This window comes from Polaromonas vacuolata, from assembly GCF_012584515.1.
GTDB lineage: Bacteria > Pseudomonadota > Gammaproteobacteria > Burkholderiales > Burkholderiaceae_C > Polaromonas > Polaromonas vacuolata.
In genome coordinates, this window is sequence record NZ_CP051461.1 from 2,067,993 (window position 1) to 2,081,426 (window position 13,434).

17 protein-coding genes and 1 pseudogene are annotated in these 13,434 nt (G+C 51.5%); 2 read left to right on the forward strand and 16 right to left on the reverse strand.

Going from position 1 to position 13,434, the window contains the following annotated elements; genetic code table 11:
• Positions 1–10 precede the first annotated feature (10 nt).
• The 13 genes from HC248_RS09425 to HC248_RS09485 form a co-directional block, all read right to left on the reverse strand.
• The gene (locus HC248_RS09425) at positions 11–616 is read right to left on the reverse strand and encodes an Hsp20/alpha crystallin family protein (RefSeq protein ID WP_168922279.1); all 606 of its coding nucleotides are present in this window, start codon (positions 614–616) and stop codon (positions 11–13) included.
• Positions 617–658: 42 nt separating this feature from the next.
• Positions 659–985 (reverse strand): gas vesicle protein, encoded by a 327-nt coding sequence (locus HC248_RS09430; protein WP_168922280.1) that lies wholly within the window; start codon positions 983–985, stop codon positions 659–661.
• A gap of 9 nt (positions 986–994) precedes the next feature.
• The gene (locus tag HC248_RS09435) at positions 995–1,285 is read right to left on the reverse strand and encodes a gas vesicle protein K (RefSeq protein ID WP_168922281.1); all 291 of its coding nucleotides are present in this window, start codon (positions 1,283–1,285) and stop codon (positions 995–997) included.
• Complete coding sequence (locus HC248_RS09440) at positions 1,282–1,488, reverse strand: gas vesicle protein (protein ID WP_168922282.1); 207 nt, start codon at positions 1,486–1,488, stop codon at positions 1,282–1,284. Before HC248_RS09440 ends, HC248_RS09435 begins: the two co-directional genes overlap by 4 nt.
• A 20-nt stretch (positions 1,489–1,508) precedes the next feature.
• Positions 1,509–1,766: a hypothetical protein gene (locus tag HC248_RS09445; protein ID WP_168922283.1), complete on the reverse strand. Its 258-nt coding sequence runs from the start codon at positions 1,764–1,766 to the stop codon at positions 1,509–1,511.
• Positions 1,767–1,780: 14 nt separating this feature from the next.
• Positions 1,781–3,757, reverse strand: coding sequence for an ArsA family ATPase (locus HC248_RS09450; RefSeq protein WP_168922284.1), 1,977 nt, complete (start codon positions 3,755–3,757; stop codon positions 1,781–1,783).
• The gene (locus tag HC248_RS09455) at positions 3,747–4,037 is read right to left on the reverse strand and encodes a gas vesicle protein GvpG (protein ID WP_168922285.1); all 291 of its coding nucleotides are present in this window, start codon (positions 4,035–4,037) and stop codon (positions 3,747–3,749) included. The genes HC248_RS09450 and HC248_RS09455 overlap by 11 nt, the downstream gene beginning before the upstream one ends.
• Positions 4,021–4,803, reverse strand: coding sequence for a GvpL/GvpF family gas vesicle protein (locus tag HC248_RS09460; protein WP_168922286.1), 783 nt, complete (start codon positions 4,801–4,803; stop codon positions 4,021–4,023). Before HC248_RS09460 ends, HC248_RS09455 begins: the two co-directional genes overlap by 17 nt.
• Before the next feature lie 369 nt (positions 4,804–5,172).
• The gene (locus HC248_RS09465; protein ID WP_168922287.1) at positions 5,173–5,499 is read right to left on the reverse strand and encodes a hypothetical protein; all 327 of its coding nucleotides are present in this window, start codon (positions 5,497–5,499) and stop codon (positions 5,173–5,175) included.
• Between the two features lie 12 nt (positions 5,500–5,511).
• Positions 5,512–6,513 (reverse strand): gas vesicle protein GvpN, encoded by a 1,002-nt coding sequence (gene gvpN / locus HC248_RS09470; RefSeq protein ID WP_168922288.1) that lies wholly within the window; start codon positions 6,511–6,513, stop codon positions 5,512–5,514.
• 472 nt (positions 6,514–6,985) lie between these two features.
• The gene (locus HC248_RS09475) at positions 6,986–7,969 is read right to left on the reverse strand and encodes a hypothetical protein (RefSeq protein WP_168922289.1); all 984 of its coding nucleotides are present in this window, start codon (positions 7,967–7,969) and stop codon (positions 6,986–6,988) included.
• A gap of 106 nt (positions 7,970–8,075) precedes the next feature.
• Positions 8,076–8,294: a gas vesicle structural protein GvpA gene (gvpA, locus tag HC248_RS09480; protein WP_168922290.1), complete on the reverse strand. Its 219-nt coding sequence runs from the start codon at positions 8,292–8,294 to the stop codon at positions 8,076–8,078.
• Positions 8,295–8,706: 412 nt separating this feature from the next.
• Positions 8,707–9,324, reverse strand: coding sequence for a hypothetical protein (locus HC248_RS09485; RefSeq protein WP_168922291.1), 618 nt, complete (start codon positions 9,322–9,324; stop codon positions 8,707–8,709).
• Positions 9,325–9,872: 548 nt separating this feature from the next.
• Between HC248_RS09485 and HC248_RS17670 the strand changes: the two genes are divergently transcribed.
• On the forward strand, positions 9,873–9,986 hold the full coding sequence (locus tag HC248_RS17670) for a type II toxin-antitoxin system RelE/ParE family toxin (protein WP_238342804.1): 114 nt from the start codon (positions 9,873–9,875) through the stop codon (positions 9,984–9,986).
• A 14-nt stretch (positions 9,987–10,000) separates the two neighbouring features.
• A complete protein-coding gene (locus HC248_RS09495) occupies positions 10,001–10,306 on the forward strand; it encodes an addiction module antidote protein (RefSeq protein ID WP_168922292.1) in 306 nt (101 codons plus the stop codon).
• An 83-nt stretch (positions 10,307–10,389) separates the two neighbouring features.
• On the opposite strand, the pseudogene HC248_RS09500 reads toward HC248_RS09495, so the two are convergent.
• The 3 genes and pseudogenes from HC248_RS09500 to HC248_RS09510 form a co-directional block, all read right to left on the reverse strand.
• Positions 10,390–10,803, reverse strand: a pseudogene (locus HC248_RS09500) (IS6 family transposase); the annotation flags it as partial.
• A 228-nt stretch (positions 10,804–11,031) separates the two neighbouring features.
• Positions 11,032–13,125 (reverse strand): TonB-dependent receptor, encoded by a 2,094-nt coding sequence (locus tag HC248_RS09505; protein WP_168923770.1) that lies wholly within the window; start codon positions 13,123–13,125, stop codon positions 11,032–11,034.
• A 37-nt stretch (positions 13,126–13,162) separates the two neighbouring features.
• A complete protein-coding gene (locus HC248_RS09510; protein ID WP_168922294.1) occupies positions 13,163–13,426 on the reverse strand; it encodes a hypothetical protein in 264 nt (87 codons plus the stop codon).
• Between the last annotated feature and the right edge of the window lie 8 nt (positions 13,427–13,434).

Below are 13,434 nucleotides of genomic sequence, written 5' to 3' on the forward strand. Positions count from 1 at the left end.
GGGGGTGCATTTATTTATTAAGCCGTATTTCGACGATGCCGCCGCGGCAGGTAAAGCTCATTTGGTCCGCTGAGAAGCTGGCCGGCAAGAGCATTTCCTTGCGGTATTTTTTCTCACCCCGCTCGGCTGCCAGCGTGAGGATATCGTCGTGGATTTCCAGCCGCACATCTTCCTGCGTGATGCCCGGCACTTCAGCGATGATCAGGATATGCGTTGGCTCGTCGAACAGATCGGTCATGGGTTCCCGAATTTCCTGGACTTCCACGCGGCCGCTGCGCTCGTCTTTTCGGATGTTGCCGAAGGGTTCGACTTTGACACTCCGATCGCCGCCCAAGCCGGTCTTGACCGAAAACCCGTACACGCCTCGCATGCGTTTGTCCGAGCCCACGTCGAACTCGCCGCTCTTGCTCGTGACACCGCCGGATTTGTGCGCCTCGTCAGCCAGTTTTCCTAGCTGGTCGATGAGCCCGCCGAGCCCGCCTAAAAATCCGGGCAAGCCCGACTCTTCAGCCTTGGGCCCTGCCGGCTTTCCGAACAGACCACCAAGCCGACGCCCAATCTCTTCCAGACGCTTTTTCCCCTCTGAAAACTGCTCTGATTTGTCCTCGTTTGCCATGTCTATCTCCTGAGTTTGTTGGCGCTTCGTCCTTGAAGCAGATCAGCTCGGTGCGGCCGGCTGGCGGGCAAGGTCCTGCTCCAAATGGGCGATTCGCGCTCGAAGCATATCGAGTTCCCGATTTTCATCTTGCTCCTTCGCCCCCGAACTGAGATAGGAATTGGTCATCCACCAATCGATGCCCATCTCTTTGGCCTTGTCCACCGAGCAAATCAAAAGGCGGATCTGAATCGTCAACAATTCGATATCTACCAGCTTGATCTTGATATCGCCAGCGATCACCACGCCCTTGTCCAGGATACGTTCCAGTACATCGGCGAGTGTGGCCGAATGCGTGGCATGCGTCATTGAGTTTGAGTTGTTTTCCATATGCTTGCCTTAAAGTAATTTTCCCAGCGGACCGAGATCAAGGTTCAGTTCGGCGTCGGTCAGCCCGAACTCCTTTTTCAGCCATTCCATTTCCTCACCCAACCTTAAAAAGGTCAGGCCCAGGCGCTCGATTTCTGCATCAGACAGCGAGCCGCCCTCGATGCGCCGCAGTGCCTGTTTTTCCAGCAACTGGCGGATCAACTCAACCAATGTCAATACCAGTTGCCCGAGTCCTTTGCGCATATTTTCCGGATCGAGCGCTATACGCGGCGACAGCGCCGACGTTGCAGGTGCGGTCATGTTTGCTCTTTCGGTGCCAGCGTCATCTTCAATCCATTGGCGGTTTCTATCGAAGTCAGTGTCAGTGTCAGGCCCAGATAAATCAGGTCGATATCGGCCACCGAAATCACAATTTCGCCGGCCACCACCACGCCTTTGTTCAAAACCCGGTCCAGGGTTTCGCACAAAGACATGCCGTCTGAATAGCTAACAGGTTTATTCATCGTCGCAAAACTCCTTCAAATCACAACAGACGCTCATAGACGGCGCGCGCCACACGCCTGGCACCGGCGCGCTCATAGGCCTCCGCCTGATCGAGCAGGCTCACGCGCGCGCTCTGCGCTTGCACTGTGCCGGGATGCTTGTCCAGCAAGGCCCAGTACAGCTCCATCGCCTGCCGCAAATTGCCTTCACTGCGGTAGTGGTGCGCCATGCCCAACAGACGATCGAGCAGCTTGCCGTTGAAAGACGAATCCACATCAATTGCTGTTTCTGCTTGCATACCATTTTCCTTTTTTAGTCATGTTCAACGAGATGTTGAACGGGTTGGTTTGAGTTCATACCCTTATAAAGTGATCGCCCCAAGCTGCCCAGTCGCTCTGGCTCAACTGATTCCTGCCGATATACGATGCTGAGGCTTTGCGTTTGAAATGCCTTTTGATACCGCTGCAACACAAGCAGCTCACCGCGCCGCAGTGCAGAACAGGTTGGGCAAGATGCCGCTGGCGTGACCATGTTCACGAACAGCACCGGCACCGCGACCTGCAGCCGCTCACAAGCCGCCACCAGGTCGCTGGTTTCTTCATAGGCCATCTGGGTCGGAATCGTCACCGCCATCAACGCCGCCCGCTCTGGATCGGTCAGAACGCGTCGGAACTGTTTCACCTTCTTGGACAGCTCGACCATGGCCTGCGTGATTTTCGGCAGCCGAAACATCTCCCGATACTTAAGGAATATGCCGAAAAAAGTCTTTAACCAAGCCTCGATCAGCTCTGGCATCTCTAGGAAGCGCAGCAGATGCCCGGTTGGCGCGGTATCCAGAATGATCAGGTCGTAGCGTTCCAAGTCCAGCAGTTCAACGATCCGCGTGATCGCAAGCATCTCATCCAGACCCGGCGGGGCGGTGTCCATGAGGCGCTCTATCACTTCCTGATCGAACTCAATGTGGACATGTGTCTGCCCTGAGAGGCGATCAAAGACACTCGCTACTTCTTCTGCATAAAGTTGTTTTAATTGCGTGTAATCAGATTCTGGATCGAACTCGATCGCGCTTAAGCCACAGCACAATCGCACCTCATTGGGTCCGATCTGCCTATTCATGCAGGCGGACAGTGAATGTGCCGGATCGATTGAAACAAGCAAAATTTCCTTGCCTTGCCACTCCTCAGCCAACCGCAATGCCGAAGCGCATGCCAAGGTTGTTTTCCCCACCCCGCCCTTACCCGCAAACAACAGCAGCCGCATTGAGGAAGCGGGCAGGTAAGCCGGGTTTTCTACCGCCGCGAGAAGCTTGGAAGCGGGCGCAGAGGAAAGATGCTGCCAGGTGTCTAGCGGCCGCAACCGCGCCCACAGGGCGCTTAGTCGCTGCATGCCAAGCGTTTCTTCAAGACACAAGGGCAAGCCCCAAGGCTCATTGTCCGGAAAGGTCCGCTGAATGGCAGCGATCAGCGTTGTTTGTGTCGCCACCCGCACCGTGCAGAGCGGGCACTCTGGATTTGAAGCGAGCAGTCGATTCACCACCAACTCACGCACAGGAATTTGTAGCGAGGACAGTTCCACCAACATACGGCGCGTGACATGAACGCTGAGCCTCTCGGCCAACAACACCGGCACAAAACGACATTGCGCTGGTGACTGGAGCAATGTCCACAGGTAGCGCAGGTCGGCCGTCCTCTCTTCCAGATAAATGTCTACTGAATCCTTGGTGTAACGTTTGCTGAACAAGTTCACCATAAACCGATGCTTGGCCAGCATCGTGTCCAAAACGACCAGCCATTTGCTCATCAGCTCGGGCAGACCCAGCAGACGAAGCGTGTGGCCAGCCGGCGCCGTATCCACCAAGATGCAGGCATAACGCGCTTCTTTGACCCATGCCACGATCTCCAACAAGGCCATCAGTTCATCCAGACCCGGCATCGACAAGTCAAGCAGTTGGGTGATGTCGGCTTCATCGAGAAACGTGCCGCGCAGTGCAATGGTGTGCAGATGTTGCTGATGCCGCGCCCGAAACCGTGCGAGGCTGTCCTGCGGGTTAATTTCCCGTAGCGCTAAGTTTTGGCTTAACGCGCCGCCAGACAAACTGTCAAGCAGAGAATGGGCCGGGTCAGTGGACACCAGCAAATACGAAGCTGCCGGGTGTTTCGCGGCTAAGTGGAGCGCAGCCGCAGCCGCACAAGTGGTCTTACCGACCCCTCCCTTGCCACCAAACAGCAGCAGGCGCAAGCCCTCGTCGCCAAGGAAACCAGGCAAAGGATGAGCGGTGCTAATCGTCACGGTCGTGCTCTTCTGATTCATCCGTCTGCTCAGCCGCATCCCCCGCACCTTCCTCGCGCTCCCAGATTTCATCTAACCGATCCAGCAATACCTTTTCCTGGACAGCAAACTGCTCTTCCGTGAGCTCGCCGGTTTCAAGCTGCATGTAAAGCTCGCTTAGCGCGTGGGCAACATGCTCAGCTTCACCATCTATTTCCTGCTGAGCCAATTTGTGGACCTCTTTGAACACCCAAATCAGGCTGTTGAATGGCGCCAGCAGAAGGTTATCGACGAGTAACATGACCACGCTTTATATTCAGTTCAACACGGACGAAATTGTGCGGGGCCCAAGGGCCGGTGAAATCGAATGCGAAGTTATTGTCGAATTGAGCGGCCGCTGCCAACACGGCGTTCTCGAATGTTTTTAAGTCATCACGTTTGATCAGGCAGGCCAGGTTCATCACTTCCAGATTATTGCGTGGTGGGTTGGGTTTGATTTCCACGCCGTGGGAACTCAGCACTTGCAAAACCGTTGCCGCATGGGTCTCCCGCTCCTCAGTCAACAAACGGTCGAACTGACCTCCCAGCTCGATCTTGGTCCCGCGCACCGGTTGTTGCAGTCCCCCGTAAGCAGTATCACGCGAGTCCCTCAGATCGCGGTGTGTACTGACTATATATTCGTAAATGTTCGGAACATCGAAGCGCACGCGCAGCCCCATCTCTATCTTTCCCCTCAGGCTGTCGAGTTGTTCGACGAGGATAGCGTTGTTTTTGGAAAGAAGATCCTGTACCGCCTGGTAGCTGTCGGCAATCGTGCCAAAAGCGACTGGCAATACGGTGCAATCCTGCATCAACAGTTTGATCATGCCATTATGTGCTGCCAGGTTGGCGCGCTCAGGTCGCACGCGTTTAGCTGCAATGCCACTGACCACTGCTGCAATTGGGCCTTCGACGATGGTTGTTACAGGCGCGCCGTTAATGCCGATATTTTCCCATTTGCCGGCTTGGCTGGCATCGGTAATGGCGTATAAGTAGCGCTGTGGTGTGGACGGCTTAACAATGTTCATGTCTGAAATTTCAAAAAATTGAATGGTTAAACTTGTTAGAAGTCTGTGCAACAAAAGGGTTGCGCTTGGAAATTAAGTCAATTTAGCGGCACGGCTACTTCCCGCAATTCATCTTTAACCGCCCTCTTAGCACTTTCGGATCATGCGTAACAATGGGTGTCTGCGAAAGCTGCCTAATACTCAGGATATCTTTGCGCGCACGATAGACCAAACCACGGGAATCGCGTGCAAGCACCACCTGAAATGCCGCCGCCTTCAATGAAGATGTGATATGGGTGCAGGTTCGGATACAAATACTCATAGCATCTCCTTTTTACTGCGGGCAATAGTCCGCCTAATATCATTACCAAGCGAGGTCTGTGCCTACCATCAATAAGAAAGACGTCTGCTTTTCACATTGCCCAACGGCACCGCGTAGGCCGGAAAAGGGTTGGTCTCTGCTGCATCTGACGAGTCTATAGCGGGCTTTTCCACAAAGTTGTAAAGCCTCTGTTTTTTGATGTCAATTTCAGCAATCCGCTTATGGATATCAGCACAGCGCCGCTCCGCGCGTTGCACCTCGCCGGTGAGCCGCTGCTTCTCCATTTCCAGCATGGATAACTCCAACAAAGCTCCATACGAAGTCCTGCTGCGACGGCCGTCCACTAGACCGGCCATAGTACGAAGGTGGGTCACTCCACGACGTTCGCTATTCATAGTGCGCCCCCCTTACGCACACGCGCTGCGGCGGCCACGTTTTTGTTTCAAGATTTGAATTTCTGGGTCGGGAACGGGAACTAACATAGGCTTGACCACAGCAGTACAGAACTTGTCAATAATCGCGTTTAAGCGGTCCAACCCAAAGGCCTGACTGTCGTGCGAAACCTTGACACAATCAATATTCACCACGTCGTGGCACATTTTGCGGAACATGGCGTCGGACGCATCAACCACGCCACCGCGCATAGCCACGATACGCGCCAGCATGATGCAGGCACGTATCGTTGGACGCGCGTTGTTGACCCCGATGGTCCTGAATTCTCGGATCATGCCGACAATGGCTTGCGCCTGCTTCAGCGGCAATCCCGACTTAGCCTGTGTGATGGCTATTTCTGTTTCGGCATCATGGTGATCGAGTTTAAGCGTGATCATCCTGTCAATCAGCGCATCCTGCGTTTTATGGACACCCGCGTACTCCTCGGGGTTGCTAGTAAATATGGCGTTGAACTTTGGATGCACCTTAAGGTAGCCCTCGCCTACTTGAACATTTGGTAATACCAGAAGCCGCTCCTCAAGGACCGAAAGCAGTACATTGTTGGCTTCGGGCCGAGACCGGGTGAACTCGTCATAAATCAACGTGTACCCATACTTGCAGGCTGAGGTCAAGCGGTTATCGACCCATTGCTTGGAGACACTCTCTTCCTTCTTTATCACCGAGTGAACGTAGTTGTCGATCAGCTTAGTCGAACGATAGCCATTGTTTTCACCAACCAAGTCAGAACTGCCAAATTCATCGTCGCCGTGGATCAAAATAACCTGGCGGTTCAACTGCGCAGCCACATGCATCGCCAGGGCAGTCTTGCCAGCCCCGGCAGGCCCACTTAGATGCACCGGGTACCCCGCTTTGATATAAATGACTGCCCTCTGCATGATGTCTTGGATGAATGCAGACTCGACAAAATCTGGCTTCTTGTCCAATGTCAGAACTGTTAAATTTTCAGCTTGTCCCATTAAACTATCTCCTCATCACGCAATGTTGATATAATCTTCCCCCTGCCACGACACTCCAAGCAAGGCAAGCCACTTGATTGTTCAGAGGCCTGCCCAAAACAAGCCGAGCAGATTTTGGTAGTCTCGCTCACCGGTGCCATCACCCCAGTACCCCGACACACTTGACAACTGAAGGTCTTGTAACTACCGCTGCCATGGCAGAACCGGCATGACAAATACGGCAAAGAAACACGGACGCTCTTTTTCCCATGGCAAACATAACAAGTTGCCCCTCGCCAAAGTTTGTTGTATGGATCCGTCCCCCTGCCTGCACAATAGGCGCATTGGATTTCATGATGATTCATAATGAATTTCTCCTTCATCTTCGGTAGAAAAGAATTTGATACACACCTCTGTTTCAATGCATTGGGCAATCAATTTTTAGATGGCAGGGCGAAAATAGTTTAACTACCTATGAGAACTACTGGCCTCGTTAGGAGGGTGTATATAACCTCGTCCCATCGTCCCTCTTGGCCTTTCCATTTTCGATAATGTCCTTCATGATTTTGCCTACAACCATGGCATGCAGCGAAACTTGCTCGCCGATTTGGGTGGCAGAAATACCATTCGGGTTTGCCCGTAAAACTTGGAACACTCTTTCCTCGTCCGACATAAGATATTGGTTGGTGCTTGGCTGCAATTTTGCTTCGGCGCTAAGCTCCAAATTTTCTATTGCTTTCTCCATCACTCCAAAAACTCTAACATCTGCCGCAGTTGCCACCAGGGCGGCCTGACCAAGCACTGCAACATCTCTGTTGTTTCTGTTTCTCCACATATGAGCAGCAACTTGCATGTCAGTGCGCAACTCACTTTGCGCCTCTTTGCAGCCGCGCTTTAATTCGGTGACATCGTTGCGAATCTTCGCTGTGTTAGCTCTTAATGTTTTCCGTAATTGCCCGGCCATCTCACCATGCGCTTTCTTGAACCTGCCAAGCATGACGTCAGTCCCATTTCGTATCCCAAGCGTAAAGCTCTCGAGGTTTTGCGACAGGGCCTGTGCCATGTTTTGACATGATACGCTGAGCTCATTCATCAGCCTGTCATTCCCTTTCAAGCGCGTTTGACTATCTTGGGTAAATTGCTTTTGTTGCGCCTCGGCCATGGCGGAATGTTCTCTGAAACTACGGGCCCGCATCGACGCCACAGAAGTTGAATTTTGATTAGTCTCTTGTGCGAGGCTGCTCCGTAGATCGCGCCCCATGCGGCTCTGGGTTTCACGATGCTCTTGACGCATCGAATTAACCTGCTTTATCCGAGTGCTGCATCCGGCAACAAGAATAGACTTTTGTTGGCGAGCCATGCTCGATTGCGCACGATCGAATTCTGAAAGCATACCCTTCACATTCAGAATACTTTGTAGCCTTGAGGCAACGACAGATTCCGTTAGCGATGCCATTTGTTCTGTAAATTTACCCATTTGAACACCTCGGTTTTTCCGTATCCAGATTTTGATGCCCATAAATTACCCAGCCGGAAGAGAACCCAAGTTTTTCTTCCAGCCGGGCAGCTATCAGGGAACGACTTTATGCCGGCGCTGCAGCACTGGCTGTAAGGCCGATAGCTTCGGCATACTTGAGGTAAGTTTCGACCGATGCGACCACTACACGTGCCTCGATTGACAGCAGTTCAATACCGACCAGTGACACTTTGACCCAAGCGTCGATGACGATGCCCTTGTCCAAAATACGGTCGACAACTTCTGCCAAGCTAGACGAATCTGTTGATTTCTGTACATTTGCCATTTAAAGCTCCTAAAGTTTTCCCCAAACTTATTTAACGATCGAAATTCGCACGTTACTACCGGAATGGGGTTGGTTTCCGGTTGCCTTTAATATGAGCAAATTACGTGCCAAAAAATAGAAGGGGGATGAGGTGTAAACCCTAGTCGTGCTCAAGGAGAGGTTGACGCATTACTAAAGTTCTGCATCAGTTCTTTCGGGACCTGCCTTAAGCGAAAAAAATCTGCAAAATCAACAGCTTTCTATAACCTCTTCAGCAAGCTCAGGGCGGGTTCTGCCCTGGAGTCAAGTTTCTTTGGCCTTTGTGCCTCAAGTGACTGAGCACAGAGAGAGCCGAGCATTCACGCTTTAAATTTGAAATATAGGGAATATTCGCCCTAACGTCATGAAAGTAGGTACAAAATTACCATGTGTTTTATACTAATTGTGGTGGTATGCCTATTTCGCTAAGCGACGGCAAAAGGTGCTTAACTTGTATGTCTGGCTGCAAATGTGCCTCAACAGAATGGGCTAGACCCATAAACAGTAAACCGATCTCGCCTGCGCACAATGTATTGTTAATGCGTTGGGCAATGTACTGATCTCGTTTGGCCAAGAGCTTACGGCCCTCGTCGATCGCTGGTGCGGCTATTTCTTGCTCGGATTTAGGCAAAGCCCCCAGTACGGTGCTGAGCAATGTGAGCTCTTGTGTCAGCAAACCAGGGGATTCGGTCCCCATCAAGGTGGCCCCTTTTTGCACCAGATCAAGCAGCAATTGATGGTTCTTGCTGCCGAGACCGGCCACTTCTCTCACGAGCTCTTCTTCGCGTCCGCATTCAGGTAAGCCATCTTGGTAAAGACGAATGCTCGCGTACGGCAAAGCTAGGCCACCGATTAACTGGTCAATAGAAGACCAGAGCCCATTGATCACCTCTAGATGTTGCTCCCATTTGGCCAAGCCGTACTTTTGCACGTAGGCCTGTTTAACTTGCTCGGAGAAGGAGCCCATGTCCTGCTCGGTATGAATAATGGGAATTAGGATAAGCAATCGCATAGTGAGTTTTTATATTCTTATTGGGGTTGACTTGGACTCGAAGAAACACGTAAAAGGACTATTACGAGAGCGCGAATTAAATGAAGGAAATTGCCCATACAGAAAGATATAAGTCTTTTTTACCGCGAATTCAAGTTTGAAGTGCAACTTTGAAATTAACCGTACGGGTGGGTGAGATGTGAGAGCATCCAAGCTTCCCGACTACCAAGTCAAAGTTGCCCAGAATGATTTACACACACCTCACCCGTGACGAACGTTACCAGATGGCGTTGTTGCATGGATCAGGACTTGTAAGACTCGGATAACGGGAATCGACAGGCGCAACCTAAGTATTGATTTAATGTAGTCGTTCGATTACAATACATGTATGTCATTGATCAAGCCGCTCCCCGAATTCACCGTCTGGCTCGACAACCTTCCAGATGCAGCGGTGCGCGGCGTTGTCGTGGCCCGGATCAAACGATTAGAGCGAGGACTTTTGGGCGACGTTGAACCTGTTGGCGAAGGCGTTTCGGACGCTTCGCATACATATCGGTGCAGGCTGGCGTGTGTACTTCACTCAGCGTGGCACACAACTGATCGTGTTGCTTGTGGGTGGTTCAAAGCGCACGCAAAAGAGCGACATCAAGCGCGCCAAAGCGCTGGCAGCATTGTTGGATTAATAGGAGAAACAAGTATGACAAAACGCATCAAGGTAGACGATCTACCCAGCTTCGACGCAGCGCCTTATCTGGACAGTGAGGTGGCCATCGCCGCCTACTTGACCGACATTTTGGAGGCAAACGATGCGGCTTTACTGGCTGCAGCGCTAGGCGACATTGCACGCGCTCGCGGGATGACCGAAATAGCTAAGTTGGCTGGAATCACCCGAGAAGCCTTGTACAAGGCACTACGCCCAGACAGCGCCCCACGTTTCGACACGGTTAGCCGCGTCTGCGCAGCACTCGGCGTGCGCCTGGTAGCGCAGCCAATACACGCATAACGCCTGTCGTGGTTGTGCTGATCCGGGTTATGTCGCGTTGTTTGCAAGCGGCCGCGTTTTGACTGAAGGACGTGCCACCGCCCTTACACTGAATGCACCTGTCCTGCAAGGGTGTAAATCTGATTGGCGAAAGACATCTTTTCGCAACTTGGAATTGCCATCTGTCCTTTGCGAATCATGTACATCAACTCGATCCCCACCAGCACACTGGCGGCGGCCCGAAATGACTTGAAGCCCAGCATGGAACGGGTGTTTCGTTTGACAGCCCTCTGGTCTTGCTCGACGATGTTGTTGAGGTACTTGATCTGGCGAACCTTAACCGCGATTTCCTTGTCCTCAATGATTTGATCGATGGCCGATTTGTTAGCTCCGCTCTTGTCCATCGTGACTTTCTCAGGGATGCCGTTGGCCTGCATTGCCTTCTCGAAAAAGCGCATCGCTGTTTTCTTGTCTCGCTCAGCAGTCGACAGGAAATCGATTGTTTTACCGGCCTTGTCTGTGCGTGCCGACGTCAGATTGCCCCAGCTTGCTGGCATTCAGTGACCTAGGCAATTTCATCGGAATCTATGTTGCATGCAGGCTGGCGGGTCGTCTGGCTAGGTCAGTTCAAAATCGGCCTTTGGGTCAAATTAGCATCGGCGTCAACAATTTGTAATACTACCCATTTCGCACGACTGATCAACAAGAATACGACTGAACTGAGAGAACACGAAAGTAGAAAAGGTTTAAAAACTGGCCTGTAAACCCACTTTGACGCTTCGACCGGGTAATGGTGCTTTTGGAAACACAGTGCTGGTTAACACTGACGTGGAGCTGTAAGCGAGTTGATTGGTTATGTTATCTAAGCGGGCGTACCATAGTAGTTGCGTGCTGCTAGACTTAATGCGGTAGCCAATCGTGGCATTCCAAAGCGCATAAGCATCGGTTGCTCTGTCGCCAAATGGCACACGGTGTTGAGCCGCGATTTGGTCAACACCTAAGCTTGTACTTAAAGGTCCACTCGCGTACTTTAAAGTAGCTCCTACTCTAGCTGGTGCAATCCTAGAAAGAGGTTGATCTGAGCTTAGATTATTAGCTCTAACCACATCCGCCCTTAAGGCTAGGTCAAGCGTGGATACGTTGCTAAACAAGCGGATATTGCCGCTAGCCTCAAGACCAGTGAATCTAGCCCGAATTTGTTGGTAACGAAACTCGTTGAGCGGATCGAACTCTCGTCCAGTCGCCTGAGAAAATCCGGGGTTGGCTGGATCTTCTACCGGATTGACCTCTCCATCTCCACTGTTACGCGTGACTCCGGCTGATTGCACTACTCCGATGTAATTTTTGAAGTTACTAAGGTAGGCGTTAACAGCAAAAGCGTTAGCACCAGACTTCCAAGCTGCACCAATGTCGAATTGGGTACTGCGTTCCTTAGCGAGTGCACTGTCGCCCAATTCGTAGCCTTTAGTTGCAACGTGCGGGCCATTAGCAAATAGCTCGTAATCTTTTGGAGCGCGCTCGGTGTAAGCTAAATTACTTGTTAACTGCCAGCGCGACGTCACATTCAATAGGCTGCCCAAAGCATAACTACCGGGTTTGAAATTGCGGCTCGCTGGTACAAATTTAGCTAGTACAGGGTTGCCAAATGACGTCACTGTTACAGACTCCAAACGTCCACCAAAACTGAGCTTGCCCCAGCTTGCTGCGTATTCTTCATATAAGAAAGCCGCTTGCTGGGCAGTGCGGCTGTAAGGCGCAAAGGCTTCGCTACCATCTGCAGAAAATCGACTTGCTTGTGCTTGAAAACCTAATAGTCCGTCGAAATTTCCAAGACGTGAATGCAAGGCCTCGATGCGTAAATCTGAACCCTTATTTTTGAATACCGTACCTGGGGTTTGCCCTTGAATCTCAGTATGGATGTAGTCGCTGTGGCTGAGCTGAGCTTTAAAGGTGCGGATGAGTCCGCCCAGGTTGCGCCATTCACCCTCAATGGCCGCCCGGTTCGAGCGCATGTCTATCATCACATTATCTTCGGCGACAGTGCCATAAATGCTTCTGTAGGTTGCGACGGAGGCACCCAGATAGCCTTGATCGAAAAAAACAGAGCCGCCTATTCCACCACCGTGAACTTTGCTGCCTGAGTTACAGATTTGTTGGCTAACAGTGAACGATCCGCCCTTGGTGCATGCAAGACTAACAGGCGCGTTGACGTCGCCAGTATCTCGGTTGAACGCATCGACATGCAAGGCGTAACGGTCGCTTCCTGTTTCTAGCAAAGCACCAGTGCTTTTCTCGCGGTTACCCGTACCAAGACCTATGTTTAACTTGCCACTAACACCGCCATCCTCGTCGAACACCGGGCTGTCAGATATTCGATTGTCAATGACATTGACGACACCACCCACTGCACTTCCTCCGTAAAGCAGGGCGCTGGGGCCGCGGATGACTTCGATACGTTCAATGCTAATCGGATCGACAGTTACAGCATGGTCGTAGCTCAGGTTCGAAGCATCTAGTAGAGCGCCTCCATTATTCAAAATTCGAATACGGTCGCCGTCCTGACCGCGAATTATCGGTCGGCTTGCATTAGGGCCAAAGTAAGTACTACTGACTCCTGGCGTTCCATCTAAAGTTTCTCCAAGCGTACTTTTTGAGCGAAGTAAGAGATCCTCCCCGCTATATTGCTGTGCTGGCACCAGCAATTCGCTAGCGCCTAAGGGGTTAGCTGTGACGTTGACTGGCGACAGCGTATTGACTTGTGCATACACAGCCTGTGACGATAGCAGCAGAGCCGCCAATCCGACTGGTTGAAAAAGATATTGTTTTTTCTTGATCTTCATTGTGAACATGACGGTGGTTAAAAGTTAGATATTCAAGTTATTGCTCGTGCTTCATGCCACAAAATCTGCCAACACCAATACCTGCACACGTGGTTTGGAGTTCGCCTTCGCACACTGAGTCATTCCTGCCGGACTCAAGACATTTAGCAGCGCTTTCGTGTGCAAGTGCCATCGTGCGGTGACGCGCAATGGCATCTAATGTTCGCTTATCAAGCTCTTGTGCGATGGCAATTGAGAAAGCGACAATACAAAATATGGTGATGATCGTTAGAAAAAAAATTTTGATCTGGTCAGTTCTCATAAGTATTT